The organism is Pseudomonas sp. P4_B4, assembly GCF_056402255.1.
This window is the reverse complement of sequence record NZ_JBFUHS010000004.1, coordinates 260,899-279,868: the sequence shown is the minus strand read 5'-3', so window position 1 is coordinate 279,868 and position 18,970 is coordinate 260,899. Positions and strand designations below refer to the sequence as shown.

The following is an 18,970-nucleotide window of genomic DNA, read 5'->3' as shown; positions in this document are numbered from 1 at the left end:
CAGAACATCGGCGGCGCGGCGGGCAAGATCCTCGCCACGTCCAAGAGTTCGACCCAGGTCTCCAGCGACATGGCCGAAGCCGCCGGACGCCAGCGTGAAGCGGTGGACATGGTCTCCACGGCGTTCCACGAAATGGTCGCCACCGCCAACGAAGTCGCGCGCTCTTGCAGCCAAGCGGCGGAGTCTGCCGACAGTGGCCAGCGCCAGGCGCGCGAAGGTCAGCAGCAGATCGACGCGGCGGTGAACAGCGTGGATCGCCTGAGCCAGGAAATCGAACAGTCGGCCCAGTCGATGCAACAGCTCGAACGCGACAGCAACGACATTCAGTCGATCCTCGGGACCATCCGCTCGATCGCTGAGCAGACCAACCTGCTGGCGCTGAACGCCGCGATCGAAGCGGCCCGGGCCGGTGAACAGGGACGCGGTTTTGCCGTGGTGGCTGACGAAGTGCGGGCCCTGGCCAAGCGCACGGCCGACTCCACGGCGGAAATCGACGGACTGCTGGGCAACCTGGCCAAACGCACCAGCCAGGTGACCCAACAGATGCACGCCAGCCTGGAAGTGTCCCAGCAATCGGTGACACGCATCGGCGAGGCGCGCAACAGCTTCGGGCAGATCCGCGAGTCGGTGGACGTGATCCGCGACATGAACACCCAGATCGCCACGGCGGCGGAACAACAGCATCAAGTGGCCGAAGACATCAACCGGCACATCAGCCAGATCCATGGCGATGCGCAGTTGGTGGCGGAGCTGGCCAACTCGGCACGTCTGGACTCACAAAGCCTGGCCGGGTTGTCGAATGAGCTGGACGGGTTGGTGCGCAGGTTTCGTACATAAGCGAACCGATCAACTGTGGCGAGGGGGCTTGCCCCCTCACCACAGGGATACTCAGTGTACTGGCCCCCTGAGCTAAACACTCAGCGCTCGATAATGGCAGTCACACCCTGCCCGCCCGCCGCGCAAATCGAAATCAGTCCCCGCCCCTTGCCCGCCGCATCCAGCAACTTCGCCAGGTTGGCGATGATGCGCCCGCCCGTGGCGGCAAACGGATGCCCCGCCGCCAATGAACTGCCCTTGACGTTGAGCCTGCTGCGATCGATCGAGCCCAGCGCCGCATCGAGACCAAGACGGGTTTTGCAGTATTCCGGATCTTCCCATGCCTTCAAGGTGCACAGCACTTGCGCGGCGAAGGCTTCGTGGATTTCGTAGTAGTCAAAGTCCTGCAAGGTCAGGCCATTGCGCGCCAGCAAACGCGGCACGGCGTAGACCGGCGCCATCAACAACCCTTCGGCGCCGTTGACGAAATCCACCGCCGCCGCCTCGCCGTCACGCCAGTAGGCCAGAATCGGTAACCCGCGTGCCTTGGCCCATTCCTCGCTGCCCATCAGCACCAGTGACGCGCCATCGGTCAGCGGTGTGGAGTTGCCTGCGGTCAGGGTGCCCTTGGCGCTTTTCTCATAGGCCGGCTTGAGCGCGGCGAGCTTTTCCAGCGTGGAGTCCGGGCGCAGGTTGTTGTCGCGGGTCAGGCCCAGGAACGGCGTCATCAGGTCGTTGTGCCAGCCCTCGGCGTAGGACGCGGCCAGTTTCTGATGGCTCTCAAGCGCCAATTGATCCTGTGCCTGGCGAGGGATGTTCCAGGTCTGGGCCATCAGCTCGCAATGCTGGCCCATGGACAATCCGGTACGCGGCTCGCCGTTGCGCGGGAATTCGGGGATCAGATGCCTGGGGCGCAATTGCAGAAAGGTTTTCAGTTTGTCGCCGGTGGTTTTCGCGCGGTTGGCTTGCAGGAGGATTTTGCGCAGGCCTTCGCTGACACTGATCGGCGCATCCGAGGTGGTGTCCACGCCACCGGCAATGCCGCAGTCGATCTGGCCCTGGGCAATCTTGTTCGCCACCAGCAGCGCCGCTTCCAAGCCGGTGCCGCACGCCTGCTGGATGTCATAGGCCGGAGTGGTGGGCGACAGTCGCGAACCCAGTACGCACTCGCGTGTGAGGTTCATGTCCCGCGACAACTTGAGCACCGCCCCGGCGACCACTTCGCCGATGCGTTGGCCGTGCAGGTTGTAGCGTTCGATCAGGCCCTCGAGGGCAGCGGTGAGCATCACCTGGTTACTGGCCGTGGCGTAGGGGCCGTTGGAGCGGGCGAAGGGAATCCGGTTACAACCGATGATCGCAACGCGGCGCAGTTGGGTCATGAAAAGCTCCTGGTGAATGATTCAAATCGAAAACCGCCCCTGTAGGAGCGAGCCTGCTCGCGATGGCGGCCTGTCAGCTACATTGATGGCGACTGACTTATCGCCATCGCGAGCAGGCTCGCTCCTACACTGTAACCAAGCGTAGGCCTTATCTCGTGGATCGAACGACTGATCGCCATTCATGGTCCACACTTTGAACCCCAGCTTTCGGAGCGCGTTCCATGTCTGACCGCTATATCGACTTCGCCAATTCGTCCATCGGCCATCGCCTGGTCGGCGCCCTGGGGTTGCCGGTACCGAGCAGACTGGAGCGCTGGCAAGCGGGCCGGTTGCGACCTGTAGAAGGCGCACTGCTGATCGGTGGCGGGCCGTTGGCGGAACACGTCAGCGCCTTTGCCAACCGCCTGACCGACGCGATCTACAGCTACGGCACCGAGCCTTCGCTGGCCACGGCCTGGATTCCCGGCCACGGACCGAAACTCAAGGCCGTGGTGTTCGACGCCAGTGACCTGCTGCACACCGATCAGCTCAAGCAACTGCGTGAGTTCTTCCAGCCACTGATGAAAAACCTCGAACACTGTGCGCATCTGGTGATTCTCGGGCGTGATCCGCAAACCCTGCGCGACCCGTTCGCCGCCAGTGCCCAGCGGGCCCTGGAAGGTTTCAGCCGTTCGCTGGCCAAGGAGTTGCGCAGCGGTGGCACCCTGCAATTGATCTACGTCGGCGAAGGTGCCGAGGCGCAGCTGGAAGGCCCGCTGCGTTTTTTCCTCTCACCGAAAAGCGCCTTCGTGTCCGGGCAGGTCATTCGCTTGAATCCGTGCGCGACGCCAGTCACCGACTGGACGCGCCCGCTCGCCGGGCGCAAGGCACTGGTCACCGGCGCAGCACGCGGTATCGGTGCCGCCATCGCAGAAACCCTGGCCCGCGATGGTGCCGACGTCATTCTGCTCGACGTGCCGCCGGCCAAAACCGATCTCGAAGCCCTCGCCGCGCGCCTCGACGGGCGCAGCATCACCCTCGACATCTGCGCCGAAGACGCCGCCGCGCAGTTGATCGAACAGCTGCCCGACGGCCTCGACATCGTGGTGCACAACGCCGGCATCACCCGGGATAAAACCCTGGCCAACATGACCCCGGAATTCTGGGACGCGGTGCTGGCAGTCAACCTCAACGCGCCGCAAGTGCTGACCAAAGCCCTGCTCGACAACGGCACCCTGCACGACAACGGCCGGGTGATCCTGCTAGCGTCCATCAGCGGCATCGCCGGCAATCGCGGGCAAACCAATTACGCGGCGAGCAAGGCCGGGCTCATTGGCCTGGCGCAAGCCTGGGCGCCGCTGCTCCACGAGCGCGGCATCAGCATCAACGCCGTGGCGCCGGGTTTCATCGAAACGCAGATGACCGCGCGCATTCCCTTCGGCCTGCGCGAAGCCGGACGCCGCATGAGCGCCCTCGGCCAGGGCGGCCTGCCGCAGGACGTCGCCGAGACCGTGGCCTGGCTCGCGCAACCGGGCACCGGCGCGTTCACCGGGCAAGCGTTGCGCGTGTGTGGGCAAAACGTTCTGGGGGCTTAAGGATGATCACCGACTGGCACACACTCAACCGCGAACCCAGCCTGCCGGGGTTGTACGCACGAGCGGCGACACGGCGAAAAATCACCGGCAGCCGCCTGCCCGATTCGGGTTTGCGTTGCTGGGTCGAAGTCGACCCCAAGCGCCTGGCGGCTTATCGCAAGGTCTGTGGTTTCGCCGACAACGGCCTGCTGCCGCCGACTTACCCGCACATCCTCGGGTTTGCCTTGCAGATGCAATTGCTCACGGCCAGGGACTTCCCGTTCCCGCTGCTGGGCCTGATCCACCTGAGCAATCGCATTCGTGTACTGCGCCCCATGGGCGGGGTGAGTCGGGTGCGCGTCAGCGTGCAAGTGCAGAACCTGCAACCCCACGCCAAAGGCGCGACGTTCGATCTGCTGACCAGCCTCGACGATCAGTTGGGCCCGTTGTGGGCAGCAGAAAGCAGGATGCTCTGTCGCGGCGTCAAACTCGAGGGCGAACCGCTCGAAGAGCAAATGGAAACCAGTCTGGCCTTGATCGAGATCGAACACTGGAAAGCGCCCTCGGACATCGGCCGGCAATACGCCAAGGTGTCCGGCGACTACAACCCGATTCACTTCAGCGCGGCCAGCGCCCGGCTCTTCGGTTTCCCGACCGCAATCGCTCATGGCCTGTGGAACAAGGCACGCACGCTGGCTGCGCTGGCCGGGCACCTGCCGACAGCGAATGTCGAGATCGCAGTGCAGTTCAAGAAGCCGGTACGGTTACCCAGTGAGGTGACGTTGCTGGCCAGTGCGCCGGGACCGAGCGGGGAACTGCAATTGGTGGGTGCCGGGGATCTTGAGCATATGGTCGGGCACTGGCGGCCGGTTGCCTGATCCTGATAAAGCCGATGTCTGTGGCGAGGGAGATTGCTCCCTCGCCACAAAAGCTGCGTGGTCAGTCTTGCGGATCGAGATTGTCCAGCGCCCGGTTCACCGCCAGCTCACCCAGCATGATCACCTGCGCAATCCCCAGCATCGTATTGCGCTGCGAGCCTTCCAGAAACCCCGCGAAATCACTCGCCATCACACTCGCCGACGCCAGTGATTCACAAGCGTGGGCCAGCAGGGTCTCGGTGTCGATGTCCGGGGCAATGACGAACATCGTGCTGGGCTTGTGGGTGACTGGTTGCATGGGTGGATTGAGGTAGTGATCGAGGGCGCGGTCGGCGGCTTCGTGGAGTTTGTTTGAGTGGGGGGATTGATAGGGGGAAACGTCGTCGGTTTCGGGTGGATTTGGGGTGGGTTTGAACATGGTGAAGCTCCATTCTTGAATTTGGAGTTCGTCATCACTGCGACCAAGCAGAAGGGTGGCGAACCGTACGCAGGTTGGTCGACCAGGGAATGGAAACCCGGCAGGGCCTGGGCCCTCCCACGCACAGCTCGCCATTAAGCAAGCACAAAAATGCCGCTCGCGCGGCACTGTGCGCCATTCTAAACCCGGGCGACCAAACCCGATCACTGATTTTGCAGCGACAGACAAAGGCTAGAGATCGCGCTTCCGACGGACAACCTGAAAAACATGTCGGAGGTTTCCTCGGGACTTGAGGAAAACTACACAGGGTTGGTCGGCTGACAGGCCGCCATCGCGAGCAAGCTCGCACACAGAAGAGCAAAGGCAGAGCGGCGCACACCCGCTGCTCCTCACCACTCATCAGGCCGAGCGTTAGCTCGCCTGCAGCTTTTGATCTTGATCCACCCGCCCCCTCGGGAGGCTGAGTGGAGGTGTTCATCCGGGGATGGGCGCGCAGCGCCGTTCGACGCAGTCGAACTCATTGCATGTAGGTCGTCGCGAAGCAGACCGGAGGGCAATGCCCCCGGATGAATACCGGAGCGAAGGAACCCCGAGCCTCAGCGAGGGGCCGTACGTTCGGGGCGAGACCTTTTGGTTCCTTTTGGGGCGTTTGCCAAAAGGGACTCGCCGTAAGGGCGAAACCATAAGCCGCCGTTACCGCAGCAACGGATATGTACACCATCCAAAAAAACCCCCGTGAGAGCACAGGGGTTGAGAAGCCAGCTGATTCTAGGATGCATGCGGTGGATAGTTGGCCAATATCCGCGTGACCGTTTCCCAGATCGCATCACGACGATCCGTCGGGTTCGGCGTGCGGCTAAGTATCTGCTCGTCACTGCCGCGCCACACCAGTTTGCCGTCCTTGCCATCGAGCAGGTCGATCTGAATGGTCGCCACTTTGTAGCTGACATTGCGGGTTTCGTTGTACATCGGTGCGCCGTAGTAGCCATACCACGGGTTACCCCAGCCGCCGCCGTAATTGGTGGTCACCTGTTGCTGCCGCTCTTCGACAATCAGGTAGGTCTGCACATTCAAGTCACCCTTGGCACCTGCGGCGGCCGGACGCAGACCGCGCTGATCCAGTTGATCGGCAACCGCCTGACGGACGCGCTGTTCGGTCAGGTCGCTCTTGATCCGTGGATCATCGGGACGGTATTGCAGGGCGGGTTCTTTCCAGGTCCAGCTGCGATAGGCAGCAAAGTCGCGGCTGGCGTCGAAGTCATGATTGACCTGGTTGGCGGCGCAGGCACTGAGCAGCGCGGCCACTGCCAGTAAAACAAAACGGCGGAACATGATGATTCTCCGGTTGAAGACATGATCCTGTGGAATGCTTCTTATCTACAAGAAGCTAACTAGGAGGATACGCCGACATTGCCTTTTCCACAGCCTCCCGTATGGCATCGGCCCTCTCGCTTTCGCTGCCCCGGTTGCCGGTTTCAGCACTGGAGCTCCATATCGGCTGACCGCTTTTGGCGTCAAACATGTCCACCTGCACGACCACGACCTGCTCCTGATAGGTACGGATGATCGGCACGGTGGCATATCCGCCATATCCAGGGCCGTAGCCGTTGTAGCCACCATAACCGCCGCCGTAATAGTCGTCCCGAACCTGACGCAAGCGGGTTTCCATCCGCAGGTCGGCGCTGACAAACAGGTCCGCCGGACGATTGTCATGCAGCGGACGCAAACCCCGCTGATCCAGCGCATTGCTGACCGCTTCGGCGATCTGCGCCGAGTCGGCCCAGGCGGTGCCCGGTGGCAGATGCCCATTGAGCCACGCCCAACTGCGGTAGCGTCCATAGTCACGGGGGGCTGCCGGGTAAGCGCTGCGGTCAAAGGTGTTGGCGGCCTGGGGTGGCGCCGGTGGCAAGGGGTTGGATGTGGCGACATAAGGGTTGCTGCCCTGACAAGCGGCCAGCCCCAGGCAGAACACCAGTACACCTGAATGATTTTTCATTGCGTGCTCCGATCAGACAGGCCGACAGATCCAGTGCAAGTAACGCCCAAGCCCGGCAAAGCTTGGATGACGACGGTGGGCCAGTTCCATTTCCAGCAGGTCCGCCAGCTCGGCGCGGGCCTGGAATTCCACCGGCATGTAATCGTGAAAAACCCGCACTCCACTCTGTATTTCGACCTGCCACAGACCTTCAAGTTGCGCCGCCAGCTCGCGCGGATCAAGGGGCTGTTGCGGGGTCAGGCTCTGCTTTTCGCCGGCCATGTCGTTCTTGCGCATCTTGCGGAAATGGCCCTTGAGCAAGTTGCGATAAATCAGCGCGTCACGGTTGTAGAACGCCAGGGATAGCCAGCCGTCGGCCTTGGTCAGTTGATGCAGCACCGGCAGGATGGCGTGGGGTTCGGCCAGCCACTCCAGCACCGCATGGCACAGCACCAGGTCGTAGGGTTCGGTGAGCTGCCCGAGCAGTTCCTGCCAGGGTGCCTGAATGAACGTGGCGCTCTGCCCGGCTTCGGCAAAACGTTGGCGGGCGCCTTCAAGCATCGGCTCGGCCGGCTCGGCGAGGGTCACCTGATGGCCGCGCTGGGCCAGCCACAACGACATGTGGCCAAGGCCGGCGCCGATGTCCAGCACACGCAGCGGCCGGTCGGGCAAGGTTTCGGCCAGATCGGCCTGCAACACCGCCAGACGGATCGCCCCTTTGGCACCGCCGTAGATTTTTTCGGCGAAACGGGTCGCCAGTTGATCGAAATGACGGTCGCTCATCAGCTGAACCTCCGTTCGCTGTCCGCCAGTTTGCTGCGCACCACGGCGTCCATGTCCAGGCCCAGCTCGCTGCACAACAACAAAAGATAAAGCACGATGTCACCGACTTCCTGCCCGGCGTGAGCGAGTTTGTCCGCCGGCAACTGGCGTGACTGGTCTTCGGTCAGCCACTGGAAAATTTCCACCAGCTCGGACATTTCCACACTCGCGGCCATGGCCAGGTTTTTCGGGCTGTGAAATTGCTGCCAGTCATTGCGGTCACGGATGGCGTGCAGGCGTTCGGTCAGTTCAACAAGGTTCATCGGGCTCTCCTGAAGGCGTATAGCTTCGGGGGGATCACAGGTGAAGGCAAGGGGCAGAAGATGCATGCTCATCTGTGCAACCCTCTATGCTTGTGGGAACTCGGCAGCATGATCGACAGCCCAAGACTCAATTCTCTTTAATCAGGACGTTCACTCCATGCAGGTAGAAGGTTTTTCCGAATGGCTCGGCCAGGTACTCGGCTCGATCATCCGCTTCATCGTTGATGGCCTCAGCGGGCTGTTCAATCTGTTGAGCAACGCCAGCAGCAATTTTGTCGAAGGCCTGTCCCAGGCGCTGGGCATGGATACCTCGGTCGTCAGCATCGTGACCTTGATCCTCGGGCTGATACTGCTGTGGTCGGCGATCCGCGCCTTTCTCAATGCGTCGTTCATCATGGGGATCATCTGGTTAATGCTGGGTCTGTGGTTGCTCAGCTGGATTATCCACTGACACCACACAAATCACTGTGGGAGCGAGCCTGCTCCGGGCGGCGTTCCGACGATGATGCCGGCACATACAACATATGAGTGTCTGCCACACCGCTATCGCGAGCAGGCTCGCTCCCACAATTGATCGCGGCTTGCCCTTGATGTGCCGCTACAATGCCCGCTCCCCCAAGGAGCCTGCATGTCCAACCTGACCGCCGACTGGCGCGACCGCCCTACCCATCGCCGGGTCTGGGCACTCGCTGCGCCGATGATTCTTTCGAACATTTCCGTACCGCTGGTGGCATTGGTCGACAGCACCGTCATCGGTCACCTGCCCCACGCCCATCAACTCGGCGCCGTTGCGGTCGGGGCCAGCCTGTACACCTTCCTCGCCTGGGCCATGGGCTTTCTGCGCATGGGCTCCACCGGGTTCGCAGCCCAGGCGGCCGGACGCGGCGATGGCGCGGCCTTGCGGCAGATTCTGTTGCAAGGCCTGCTGCTCGCCATCGGCCTGGCCGTGGTCCTGGGTGCGGTGGGTGTGCCGTTGAGCGGGGTCGCGTTGCACTTCATGCAACCGTCGGCGGAGCTAGATCAACTGACCCGCGAGTTCTTCCATACCCGCCTGTTCGGCCTGCCGGCGGCGCTCGCCAGTTATGCACTGGTCGGCTGGTTTCTCGGCACCCAGAATGCCCGGGCGCCCCTGGCGATTCTGCTGAGCACCAACCTGGTCAACATTGCTCTGAACCTGTGGTTCGTCCTCGGCCTGGAATGGGGCGTGGTCGGTGCGGCCCGGGCCTCGGTGATTGCCGAATGGACCGGTGCACTGATCGGCTTGCTGATGACGCGCAAAGCCCTGCGCGCCTACCCCGGGCACATCGTCTGGGCGGCATTGGCGCTGTGGCAGAGTTGGCGACCATTGCTGGCGGTCAACCGCGACATCTTCATCCGCAGCCTGGCGCTGCAATCGGTGTTTTTCCTGATCACGGTGCAAGGCACACGGCTTGGCGACGCCACGGTGGCCGCCAACGCTCTTTTGCTCAATGGCCTGCTGCTGACCGCCCACGCCCTCGATGGCCTGGCCCACGCCGTCGAAGCCCTGTGCGGACATGCTCTTGGCGCCCGTGACCGCGATGCCCTGCGCCGTTCATTGGTGGTGGCTGTTGGCTGGTCGTTGCTGGCAAGCCTGGGCTTTGCCGCGTTGTTTCTATTCGCCGGGCATCTGTTCATCGAGATGCAGACCGACATTCAGAGTGTGCGTGACACCGCGTTCGTCTACCTACCCTATCTCGCCGTACTGCCGCTGATTGCCGTCTGGAGTTACCTGCTCGACGGCCTGTTCATCGGCGCCACCCGCGCCCGGGAAATGCGCAACGGCATGCTGCTGACCGTGACGCTGGTGCTGCCCTTCGGTTGGTTACTGCAAGGCGGAGGCAACCATGGCCTGTGGATAACCTTCATGTTGTTCATGCTGCTGCGCAGTCTGACCCTCGGCATGATCGCCTGGCGCCTGCGCCGTAACGATGGATGGTTCGCCGGCAGTACTCACTGAACGGGCGAGACCCCGACAAACGCCGAGACCTCTTCATCAATTTCGACCTCTTGGCCAGGGTCGGTCGTTCTGCCACAGGTGACGCAGGTTATCGAGGCGCTCCTGTTGAGTCCCGCCCGGCAACGGCTGCACGGGCACGGCGTCGGGATACTGCAAGCGTAGCCATATCCAGCCATCAAGCACCGGGCGCTCGCTGAAACCCAGCGCCACCCCCTCCTGCACATGGTCCCACAGGCGGGGGAAATCGGCACCGGTGGATCGGTTCCAGCGCCAGGCATGCTGCTCGAGCAGGCAGGTTTGCAGTTTTCCTTGTTGCCCGGCGCTGAGGCTTTCCTCGACTGCCAAAGGGCTGATCGCCAGCCCCGGGTTGGACAAGCGCTGCCAGCCCTCACATCCCATCGCGCGGTCGGCCCAACTACCGCCGAACCAGCGCAACTGGTGGATGGGCCCTAGCCAGCGACTCAGTTCAACAGCATCGCAGGCATCGAAAAAATAGCTGGCCGTGATTGGGTTGTAGTAACTCAAAAGAGCCCGGTGCAGGCCAAGCGTGACTGTGAGCATGCGCCGCAAATGCGCCAGCAACGACGAAGCGCCTGCCTCGCTGACCATCAACAATCCGGGCCAGCGTTGTCCGTCGACGAGGCATAAATCGGCCAGTGCCGGGCAGGTGCGCAGATCGACCAGGAGCGGTCCCTGCTCATGCAACACATGCCACTCCGTACCCTCGAACAACCCGTACCACCGGGCTTGCGCAAACATCTGCCGAAGTGTGACACCCGCTTGCGGCGTGCCCGGCACATCCAGCAACAACCACTGCGGGGGTGCCTCGGGCGTGCGTGTGGTGCTCATGCTCCAGAGCTCTGGCCAAGCTTCGTCACCAGACGACAGGTGCACAACGCCTGTGAGCAATGGTTGAAGCTGCCACCGCCGGGCAGCAGACACAACACCAGTAATGGCTCTCCCGAGCGCAACCATTGCTCCAGACCCTCATCATGGGCACAGATGGGCTGTGGGGTGTCGGCGTCCGTCACCTCGATCGTTGCCGGTGCATGCAGCACCCCGGTTATCTGCGGTTGATCGGGATCGCCCTCGATAAAACTCACCACCAGCTCGGTTCCTTCGCGCAATGGCGAGAACGTAGCGGCCTGCAACTGCCTGGCCAGGGGCAGCCAACAATGACTGGGCGTCGCCCCTTCGCCCTGATAAAGCCAGTCGAATTGCACCGGTACCGGCCTTGCCGGGTCGGGGCTTGGTTCATCGACCTCGACGACCCACGCCCGTTGCAGGCTATGCATCTGTGGTTTGACCGTCGCACAGGGTGGCTCGAAGGGTGCCCGCCAGTGCAGGGCACGGACCTGATTGTGGTAAGGCGTCGGCGTATCCTGGCGGCCCCAATGCTCGACGCGGGTCAGCAGCCAGAGCCGATTGCAATCGGCAACCGGATGACCGGACAGCGGCATCAGCCGACCGCTGCGCAAGGTCGCCAGGTCCGTGCGGCATTCGGCACACTGCGCCGCTGTCCCACCGCAGCGCTGACGTTCGAACTGCCGCACCGCCGGCCGATCGCCCTCGCTGCGAAATACCGCAGGTTCGCCGGTTGGAAAATGCTGCTGGTCATCCCCAAACACAACACAGTGCCCGCGGGCGAGGTGTTCGAAGTGGTAGTGAAGTCGTTCCTCGGCGCACAGTCGCTGGAGAAATTGCAGGTCTGACTCGCAATATTGCGTGCAAAAATCCCGGGGAGGGTATTCGCCGCCCAGTTCCAGGCGTCGATCCTTGCCGGTAATACCGTGCTCCTTGAGCACCTGGTCAAGGATTTGCGGCACGGAACGGGCACTGAAGATTCGTTGGCTGAAGCGCTGGGCCAGACAAGCCAGTTTTGGCCCCAGGCGCACCTGGCAGAGTCGGGTTCCCGAGACATGATCACGCTGGACGAGTTCATGCAATTGTCCATGCACGTGGCATCCGGCTGGCCCGAAATGCAGGGAGGCCGGGCGGTACAGCAAACTGGCAAGGTCAAGCACCGGGTCATCGATCAGCAGTTCCAGGTCGAATACGAACGGCTCGCTGATGGCTTCACTGCCGGTAAAGGCCAAGACCTCAAAGGGGTCGGGAAGACCAGCTACATCCAGACGAAATGGAGGCTCGTTGACTGGATCGAACATCGGCGATTCTCTACAGGAGGGGCGGTCGGGGATTCTCGCTGAGAGACATGGCCGAGTAGAGTGCCGAAGTACAACTTAGGAAATGACCTACGCGAAAAGAAGACCACATCGCTTGGATAGCCCGGTCTGTGGGTCATTTCGCTTGAAAAAGAAGAAGCGCCGCACCAGGCCATCTGAGTTTTCCGCAACGTACGGAGAATTTTCAGACAACCTGATGTGCGCGGCGCCTTACCTCAAGAAGACAGGTAAGACGAACGGGTCAGCCCCAGACGCAAGGCATCGAGGAACTGCGTGCGCTCGGTGGCGCTGATGCGGGCACTGGCGCACTTGTCGCGGTAGTGAGTCATCAGCTCCTCCGGCGACAAGTGCACGTAGCGCAGCATGTCTTCGATGGTGTCATGGGTTTCGATACCGGCGTGGTACACGCTGCCATCGGCGTTCTGGTAGATGTTCACCGAGTCGGTGTCACCGAACAGGTTGTGCATGTCGCCAAGAATTTCCTGGTAGGCACCGACCAGGAACACACCCAGCAAGTAGTCCTCACCTTCGTTCAGCGCGTGCACCGGCAAACTGGTTTCGATGCTCTGCTCGTCGACGTACTGGTTGATCTTGCCGTCGGAGTCACAGGTCAGGTCTTGCAGTACCGCACGACGCAGCGGCTCTTCGTCGAGACGGTGCAGCGGGATGATCGGCAGGACCTGGTCGATGGCCCAGGTGTCCGGCAGGCTCTGGAACACCGAGAAGTTGCAGATGTACTTGTCGGCCAGTTTGTCGTTGAGTTCGTCCAGCACCTGACGGTGGGAACGCTGGCGCGCCTTCAACGAGTTGTGCAGGCGACGGCAAACGGCAAAGTAGCATTGCTCGGCCAGGGCTTTCTCGGCCAGGGTCAGCTTGCCGTCGGCGTACTGGGAGGCAATATCACTCATGTAGTGCGTGGCGCGCCAGTAGGTTTCGGTAACCATCTCGATGTCGGTCGGGCCCAGCAGGTCCACCAGCCACTGCACGGTTTCCGGCAGCGCTTCCTTGTTCTCGATCTGTGGCACGTCGTCGTTGTGTTTCTCGACGTCAGTCACCTGGATCACCAGCATGGCGTGGTGCGCGGTCAGGGAACGGCCGCTTTCGGAGAAGATGTTCGGGTGCGGCAGGCTCTGCGCATCGCAGAATTCCTTGAGCATCCCGACCACGACGCCGGCATAGTCGTCCATGTCGTAGTTGATCGAACTGGCGTTACGCGAGTGCGTACCGTCGTAGTCCACGCCCAGGCCACCGCCGACGTCGATGTGGTCCACCGGCAGGCCGAGGTTGCGCAATTCGCCGTAATAACGGATCGCTTCCTTGAAGCCGTGCTGGTAGTCCGCGAGGTTGGCGATCTGCGAACCCATGTGGAAGTGCAGCAGGCGGATGCCCTGGTCCAGGCCCGCCGCGCGGAAACGCTCGACCACCGACAGCAGTTGTGCCGCCGACAGGCCGAACTTGGATTTCTCGCCGCCGGTGTCCGCCCACTTGCTCGAGGCCAGGGACGACAGGCGCACGCGCAGGCCTACCTGAGGCTTGACCTTGAGCGAGTTGGCTTCTTCGATCACCAGGCCGACTTCGGATTCTTTCTCGATCACGATGAACACGTTGTGGCCGAGTTTCTGGCCCATCAACGCCAGGCGAATGAACTCGCGGTCCTTGTAGCCGTTGCAGACGATGGTGCCGCCCTTCGGCGCCAGCGCCAGCACCGCCAGCAACTCAGGCTTGGAGCCGGCTTCCAGGCCGATGGAAACGTTCTGGGTGGCGATGATGTTCTCGATCACCGCTTCTTGCTGGTTGACCTTGATCGGGTACAGCGCGGTGTACTTGCTCTGGTATTCCAGACGCTCGATGTTCGAATCGAACGCGCCGGTCAGCTGACGCACGCGGTCTTGCAGGATGTCCGGGAAACGGACCAGCAACGGCAAGGACAGGCCGCTTTTGCGCAGCTGGTCGACTTGCTCGTACAGGTCGATAGGCGAGCTGCTCGGACCGTTCGGACGAACTTCGACGCGACCGGCGTCATTGATCGCGAAATACCCGGCCCCCCAATGGCGAATCCCGTAAACACTGCGGCTGTCCGCAACTGTCCATTGGCTGCCATCGTCTTTGCGTGTGCGTCGTACGGACATCGAAGTCCCCTATAAAGAAGTCATAGTGCGTCGCCTGGGTTCAGGCCGGCGCAGTCTAAAGAATGAAAATGACGGTTCGTCAACGAGGCTGTAGACCCCGCCGACCGCAGTGAGTTTAGAAACCGGTCATGAACAGGCTCTGTGAAAACCATGGTGACGACGCCAGACCTGAATGCCATCAGGACCGGATCAAGCCGCGGGTGGTTTTCACAGAGGCTGCTAGCCGCCGGACTTCTTCGCTTTGAAACCGAGCTTGATCAGTTCTGCCAAGAGTAGCTCGACATGATCGCCCTGGATTTCGATGACACCGTCTTTCAACGCACCACCGGTACCGCAACGTTTCTTCAACGTTGTGCCCAGTTCCTTGAGCGCGTCTTCAGCCAACGGCACGCCGGTGATGGTGGTCACCGTCTTGCCGCCACGGCCCTTGCTTTCGCGACGCACGCGCGCGATGCCGTCGCCGGCCGGGATAACGGTCTGTTTGCAGATGCAGGCGTCCACCGGTTTACTGCATTCCGGGCAATGACGACCTGCGTCGGTGGAAAATACCAGGCCGCCCAGGGCGGCGAAGGATGCGGCTTTTTTGGCCACCGGCAATCCTCTTCGGAGGACAAAGACTGGTCGCAGCACTTGGGAAGGCTATCGACCGCGAAGCCCCACTCAGGCAGGGGCAGCGCTACTGAGCCGGATGTCCCTACTAAAGGAGCGCCGGTTCAGTTTGAAAAGGTCGCGCAGTGTAACGGCAAAAACGCCGATTGCTAAGAGCCAATCGGCGCCAATTTATAGCTGTTTTGCGACGTCGATCCGGCGTGAACGCAAATAGCGCTTCAACGCGGCCAGAGAGTCCGGGCAATAAGGCTTTTGCTCGATTTCCAGCATGACCTGATCGATGGGGATAAAGCGCGCTTCGAGTACCTCTTCCGGTTGCAGGATCAATGGGCCGTCCCACACCGCCGAGAACGCCGAACACCAGAGGCGATTGCCGGTGTCCTCGAAGAAAAAGTGGTCATGGGCGGTCAGTTCCACACCACTCACTCCCAGTTCTTCCTCCAGTTCCCTGGCCGCCGATTCGGCGTAGGTTTCACTGGCGAGCACCATGCCGCCCGCCGCCACGTCCCAGAAACCGGGATAGATTGCCTTGCTCAGGGTGCGCCGGTGCACGCACAACTCGCCAGCGGAGTTGAACAACATGATGTAGGTGCCGCGCCCGATCAGCCCGCGCTCGCGCAAATCGGAGCGGACCAGGGCGCCGAGCAGGTTGTCCTGCTCGTCGACCCAGGCGATCTGTTCGGCATCGGAGGCCGCACGGTGCGCGGCTTCCCTTGCGTTATCGACCATGACTCAGCCCTGATTGAGCAATTGACGCAAATCGATCACCGCCGCGTTGGCCCGGGAAATGTAGTTGGCCATGACCAGCGAGTGGTTGGCCAGTACGCCGAAGCCGCTGCCGTTGAGGATCATCGGGCTCCACACCGGCTCCTGCGACGCTTCCAGTTCACGAATGATCTGGCGCACGCTGACCGTGGCGTTCTTCTTGGCCAGCACATCGGCGAAGTCGACTTCGATGGCGCGCAGCAAGTGCGACAAGGCCCAGGCCTGGCCGCGAGCCTCGTAGAACACGTTGTCGATCTGTAGCCATGGCGTTTCGACGATTTCTTCATCGACTTGCGGCGCCACACCCGGTGTCACGACCTCGGTCTTCAACGCAGTGTTGAGCTTGACCCGGCCGACACTGGCCGACAGCCGTTGCGACAGCGAACCCAGACGGGTGCCAACATCACCCAGCCAGTTGTTCAGGTTGTCGGCGCGGGCATAGAACAACGCGCTCTTCTGGTTCGGATCGGACAGGCGCGCCTGATAGCGGCTCAGGGAATTGATGCCTTCCTGGTACTCGGACTCACTGGACGGCAGCACCCAGCTCTTGTTGTCGAAGTTGAAACGCGGCTCGGCCTTGGCCAGGTCGGCGTCTTCGGCGGACTGCGACTGCGAACGGGCGAAGTCTTTACGCAGTGCCCGGCTCAGGTCGCGGACCTGCACCAGTACGCCATATTCCCAGCTCGGCATGTTGTCCATCCACAGGCCAGGCGGGAATCGGTCGTTGGAAATATAGCCGCCCGGCTTGGTCAGCAAGGTGCCGGCGACGGTCTTGAGGGTTTCCACCGTGGTGTAGCCGACGACCATCTGCTTGCCTTCTTTCTCGGCCGCCAGTTGGGCGGTTTGCTGGACCGGGAACAGCGCCGGCTCCTGGCTCCAGTACCAGCCCAGGACACTCGCCACCAACAGGTAGATGCCCAGCAGAGTGGCCAGCGCCCGGCTGAACAACAGACCGCCCAGATAACTGCGGGTCTCCGACTTCGGTTCAGCGGCACGTTCAGGCGCACTGCCTGTGCGGTTCTTCCAGTCCAGCATGGCGATATCCTTTCAAGCTCTTGAGTTCAACGGTTCGACCACAACCATACAACAACGTGCCTTGGCCCGGCACCCGCCATTGCATCGATGCGGAAAATTACCGGGCTTGCGGATGAAAAGTGTTCCTGCCCACCCGACGACGCTGCGGTCCTCACCCCCCCTACTAATGGTTTGGATTGCCACACTAAGGGGATCCCCGACACTCTGAAATCCAAAAAACCGGGCCGATCGGCACTGGCAAAAAATCATGAATGGCCTAAATTCAGTCACTCGCCCATTCCCACCCACGCCCGCCAAGTGCCCTGATTCAAGCACTTCGCCCCCTGCATGCCGCGACCTCAACGACTCGAATCAGACCACCAGGTCACAAACTGAATGAAGTCGCCTTGCAGATTATTGACGTACAGCACTCATGCAATGGAAAAGTGGTGCTAGCATAGAGCCACCACTCGACCTCAGTGTGCACCCTAACTAGTAGTCAGGTTATGACCGAGCCAGAAGACCCCAGCCGCGAGCGCCTCAAGCACCACTTTGCCCAGCGGGTAATTCATCAGGCTCGCCAGATTCTTGAGATATGGCAGCGCCTGCAACGCAGTGAGTGGTCCACCGCCGACCTTTCGGAACTGAGCGAGGCCAATTTGCGCCTGCTGCGTTTCGCCGAGCGTTTCGAACAACCGGAACACATGCGACTGGCACGCCACATCGGCCAGTCTCTGGAGGCGGTCGACGCCAATCGCGGACGCCTGAGCAGCGGCCTGATCACCGACCTCAATCGCTTGATGCAGCGCCTGTCCCGCACCGGCCTGCGCCATGGTGACCAACTCGATCAAACCTTCCTGCCGCCGCTGCGCAAGCCCATCTACGTGATGCTGCAGGATCACGACCGAGCCGAGCGCCTGGCCAAGCAACTGGAATTCTTCGGCCTCAGCGCCCAGTCCCTGGACAGCGTAGATGCGTTTCGCTCATCGATGGTCGAGCGCTTGCCGGCGGCGATTGTCATGGATGTGGATTTCAGTGGCGCCGGTGTCGGCCTGAAACTCGCCGCCGAAGCCCAGGAAGGCCTGGACCATCAGTTGCCGCTGCTGTTCTTCAGCCTGCACGAAACCGATACCCCGACCCGCCTGGCCGCCGTGCGTGCCGGCGGCCAGGAGTTCCTCACCGGCACCCTCGAAGCATCGAGCCTGATGGAGAAAATCGAAGTCCTGACCTGCGTTGCCCAGTACGAGCCCTATAAAGTGCTGATCATCGACGACTCCCGCGCCCAGGCCCTGCACACCGAGCGCCTGCTCAACAGCGCCGGGATCGTCACCCGCACCTTGATCGAGCCGATCCAGGCCATGGCCGAACTGGCGGATTTCCAGCCGGACCTGATCATCCTCGACATGTACATGCCGGCCTGCACGGGTACGGAACTGGCCAAGGTCATTCGCCATAACGACCGTTACGTCAGCGTGCCGATCATTTACCTGTCGGCCGAAGACGACCTGGACAAGCAGCTCGACGCCATGAGCGAAGGCGGCGACGACTTCCTGACCAAACCGATCAAGCCCCGGCACCTGATCACCACCGTGCGCAACCGCGCGGCGCGGGCACGCAACCTCAAGGCACGGATGGTCCGCGACAGCCTCACCGGCCTGTACAACCACACGCATATCCTGCAATTGCTCGAAGACTGCTCGTTCCGCGCTCGCCGCGAAAGCAGGCCGCTGAGCTTTGCCATGCTCGACATCGACCATTTCAAACGGGTCAATGACAGCCACGGCCACCCCATGGGTGACCGGGTGATCAAGAGCCTGGCGCTGTTTCTCAAACAACGCCTGCGCAAAACCGATTTCATCGGTCGATACGGCGGCGAAGAATTCGCCATCGTCATGCCCGACACCGACCTCGAAGCGGCCTGGAACGTACTGGATGAAATTCGTCAACGCTTTGCCGAAATCCACTACCCCGCCCAGCCGCAGGATCTGCGGTGCACCTTCAGCGCCGGAGTGGTCGAGCTGTGCGAAGACTCTGACAGCCTGTTGATGGCCAGTCAGGCAGACGAGGCGCTGTACCGCGCCAAACACGGTGGACGCAACCGCGTCCAGGCGGCACTGACGTCAAAGCAAAGTGCCACTTTTTCACCTCAATCGACCCATTCGGTCATAACCCTGTAACAGAAACGCAA

Annotated in this window: 18 protein-coding genes; 6 read left to right on the top strand and 12 right to left on the bottom strand. The window is 61.7% G+C overall.

All coding sequences use genetic code 11. From position 1 onward, the window contains the following. The first annotated feature begins 69 nt into the window (after positions 1-69). On the top strand, positions 70-837 hold the full coding sequence (locus tag AC1DVE_RS07540; protein ID WP_371319548.1) for a methyl-accepting chemotaxis protein: 768 nt from the start codon (positions 70-72) through the stop codon (positions 835-837). An 80-nt stretch (positions 838-917) separates the two neighbouring features. Here the strand turns inward: AC1DVE_RS07540 and AC1DVE_RS07535 are convergent, their stop codons facing one another. Beyond that, on the bottom strand, positions 918-2,195 hold the full coding sequence (locus AC1DVE_RS07535) for an acetyl-CoA C-acetyltransferase (protein ID WP_223535122.1): 1,278 nt from the start codon (positions 2,193-2,195) through the stop codon (positions 918-920). Positions 2,196-2,416: 221 nt separating this feature from the next. On the opposite strand from AC1DVE_RS07535, the gene AC1DVE_RS07530 reads away from it, so the two are divergent. Both AC1DVE_RS07530 and AC1DVE_RS07525 read left to right on the top strand, forming a co-directional pair. Continuing rightward, entirely contained in the window at positions 2,417-3,769 is a 1,353-nt protein-coding gene (locus AC1DVE_RS07530; protein WP_223461720.1) for a 3-oxoacyl-ACP reductase, read from the top strand. A 2-nt stretch (positions 3,770-3,771) separates the two neighbouring features. Next, entirely contained in the window at positions 3,772-4,626 is an 855-nt protein-coding gene (locus AC1DVE_RS07525; RefSeq protein ID WP_223461718.1) for a MaoC family dehydratase, read from the top strand. 61 nt (positions 4,627-4,687) lie between these two features. Here AC1DVE_RS07525 and AC1DVE_RS07520 read toward each other — a convergent pair whose 3' ends face one another. The 5 genes from AC1DVE_RS07520 to AC1DVE_RS07500 form a co-directional block, all read right to left on the bottom strand. Continuing rightward, positions 4,688-5,044 (bottom strand): DUF6124 family protein, encoded by a 357-nt coding sequence (locus AC1DVE_RS07520; protein WP_223461716.1) that lies wholly within the window; start codon positions 5,042-5,044, stop codon positions 4,688-4,690. A gap of 768 nt (positions 5,045-5,812) precedes the next feature. Beyond that, the gene (locus tag AC1DVE_RS07515; protein WP_056725261.1) at positions 5,813-6,376 is read right to left on the bottom strand and encodes a DUF4136 domain-containing protein; all 564 of its coding nucleotides are present in this window, start codon (positions 6,374-6,376) and stop codon (positions 5,813-5,815) included. Between the two features lie 55 nt (positions 6,377-6,431). Beyond that, a complete protein-coding gene (locus AC1DVE_RS07510; RefSeq protein ID WP_223533116.1) occupies positions 6,432-7,040 on the bottom strand; it encodes a DUF4136 domain-containing protein in 609 nt (202 codons plus the stop codon). Positions 7,041-7,052: 12 nt separating this feature from the next. Next, positions 7,053-7,802 carry a methyltransferase domain-containing protein gene (locus tag AC1DVE_RS07505; protein ID WP_223461712.1) on the bottom strand — a complete coding sequence of 250 codons (750 nt, stop codon included), beginning with the start codon at positions 7,800-7,802 and terminating at the stop codon, positions 7,053-7,055. Then, on the bottom strand, positions 7,802-8,104 hold the full coding sequence (locus AC1DVE_RS07500) for a MazG-like family protein (protein WP_223461710.1): 303 nt from the start codon (positions 8,102-8,104) through the stop codon (positions 7,802-7,804). Before AC1DVE_RS07500 ends, AC1DVE_RS07505 begins: the two co-directional genes overlap by 1 nt. A 157-nt stretch (positions 8,105-8,261) precedes the next feature. On the opposite strand from AC1DVE_RS07500, the gene AC1DVE_RS07495 reads away from it, so the two are divergent. Together AC1DVE_RS07495 and AC1DVE_RS07490 are read left to right on the top strand one after the other, a co-directional pair. Then, complete coding sequence (locus tag AC1DVE_RS07495; protein WP_110659980.1) at positions 8,262-8,555, top strand: hypothetical protein; 294 nt, start codon at positions 8,262-8,264, stop codon at positions 8,553-8,555. 177 nt (positions 8,556-8,732) lie between these two features. Beyond that, positions 8,733-10,082: an MATE family efflux transporter gene (locus AC1DVE_RS07490; RefSeq protein WP_477783864.1), complete on the top strand. Its 1,350-nt coding sequence runs from the start codon at positions 8,733-8,735 to the stop codon at positions 10,080-10,082. A 36-nt stretch (positions 10,083-10,118) separates the two neighbouring features. On the opposite strand, the gene AC1DVE_RS07485 is transcribed toward AC1DVE_RS07490, so the two are convergent. The 6 genes from AC1DVE_RS07485 to AC1DVE_RS07460 all read right to left on the bottom strand — a co-directional run bounded on the left by AC1DVE_RS07485 (position 10,119) and on the right by AC1DVE_RS07460 (position 16,803). Continuing rightward, entirely contained in the window at positions 10,119-10,931 is an 813-nt protein-coding gene (locus tag AC1DVE_RS07485; RefSeq protein WP_223533112.1) for a DUF4123 domain-containing protein, read from the bottom strand. Beyond that, positions 10,928-12,247 (bottom strand): contractile injection system protein, VgrG/Pvc8 family, encoded by a 1,320-nt coding sequence (locus tag AC1DVE_RS07480; RefSeq protein WP_223533110.1) that lies wholly within the window; start codon positions 12,245-12,247, stop codon positions 10,928-10,930. The genes AC1DVE_RS07485 and AC1DVE_RS07480 overlap by 4 nt, the downstream gene beginning before the upstream one ends. A 233-nt stretch (positions 12,248-12,480) precedes the next feature. After that, positions 12,481-14,394 (bottom strand): arginine decarboxylase, encoded by a 1,914-nt coding sequence (speA, locus tag AC1DVE_RS07475; protein ID WP_223461702.1) that lies wholly within the window; start codon positions 14,392-14,394, stop codon positions 12,481-12,483. Positions 14,395-14,613: 219 nt separating this feature from the next. Then, complete coding sequence (locus tag AC1DVE_RS07470; protein ID WP_008016777.1) at positions 14,614-14,985, bottom strand: translation initiation factor Sui1; 372 nt, start codon at positions 14,983-14,985, stop codon at positions 14,614-14,616. Positions 14,986-15,174: 189 nt separating this feature from the next. Beyond that, on the bottom strand, positions 15,175-15,732 hold the full coding sequence (locus tag AC1DVE_RS07465; protein WP_223461700.1) for an NUDIX hydrolase: 558 nt from the start codon (positions 15,730-15,732) through the stop codon (positions 15,175-15,177). Positions 15,733-15,735: 3 nt separating this feature from the next. After that, a complete protein-coding gene (locus tag AC1DVE_RS07460; protein WP_007991285.1) occupies positions 15,736-16,803 on the bottom strand; it encodes a DUF2333 family protein in 1,068 nt (355 codons plus the stop codon). A gap of 485 nt (positions 16,804-17,288) precedes the next feature. Between AC1DVE_RS07460 and gcbA the strand changes: the two genes are divergently transcribed. After that, entirely contained in the window at positions 17,289-18,959 is a 1,671-nt protein-coding gene (gene gcbA / locus AC1DVE_RS07455; protein WP_223461699.1) for a diguanylate cyclase GcbA, read from the top strand. Positions 18,960-18,970: the final 11 nt, after the last annotated feature.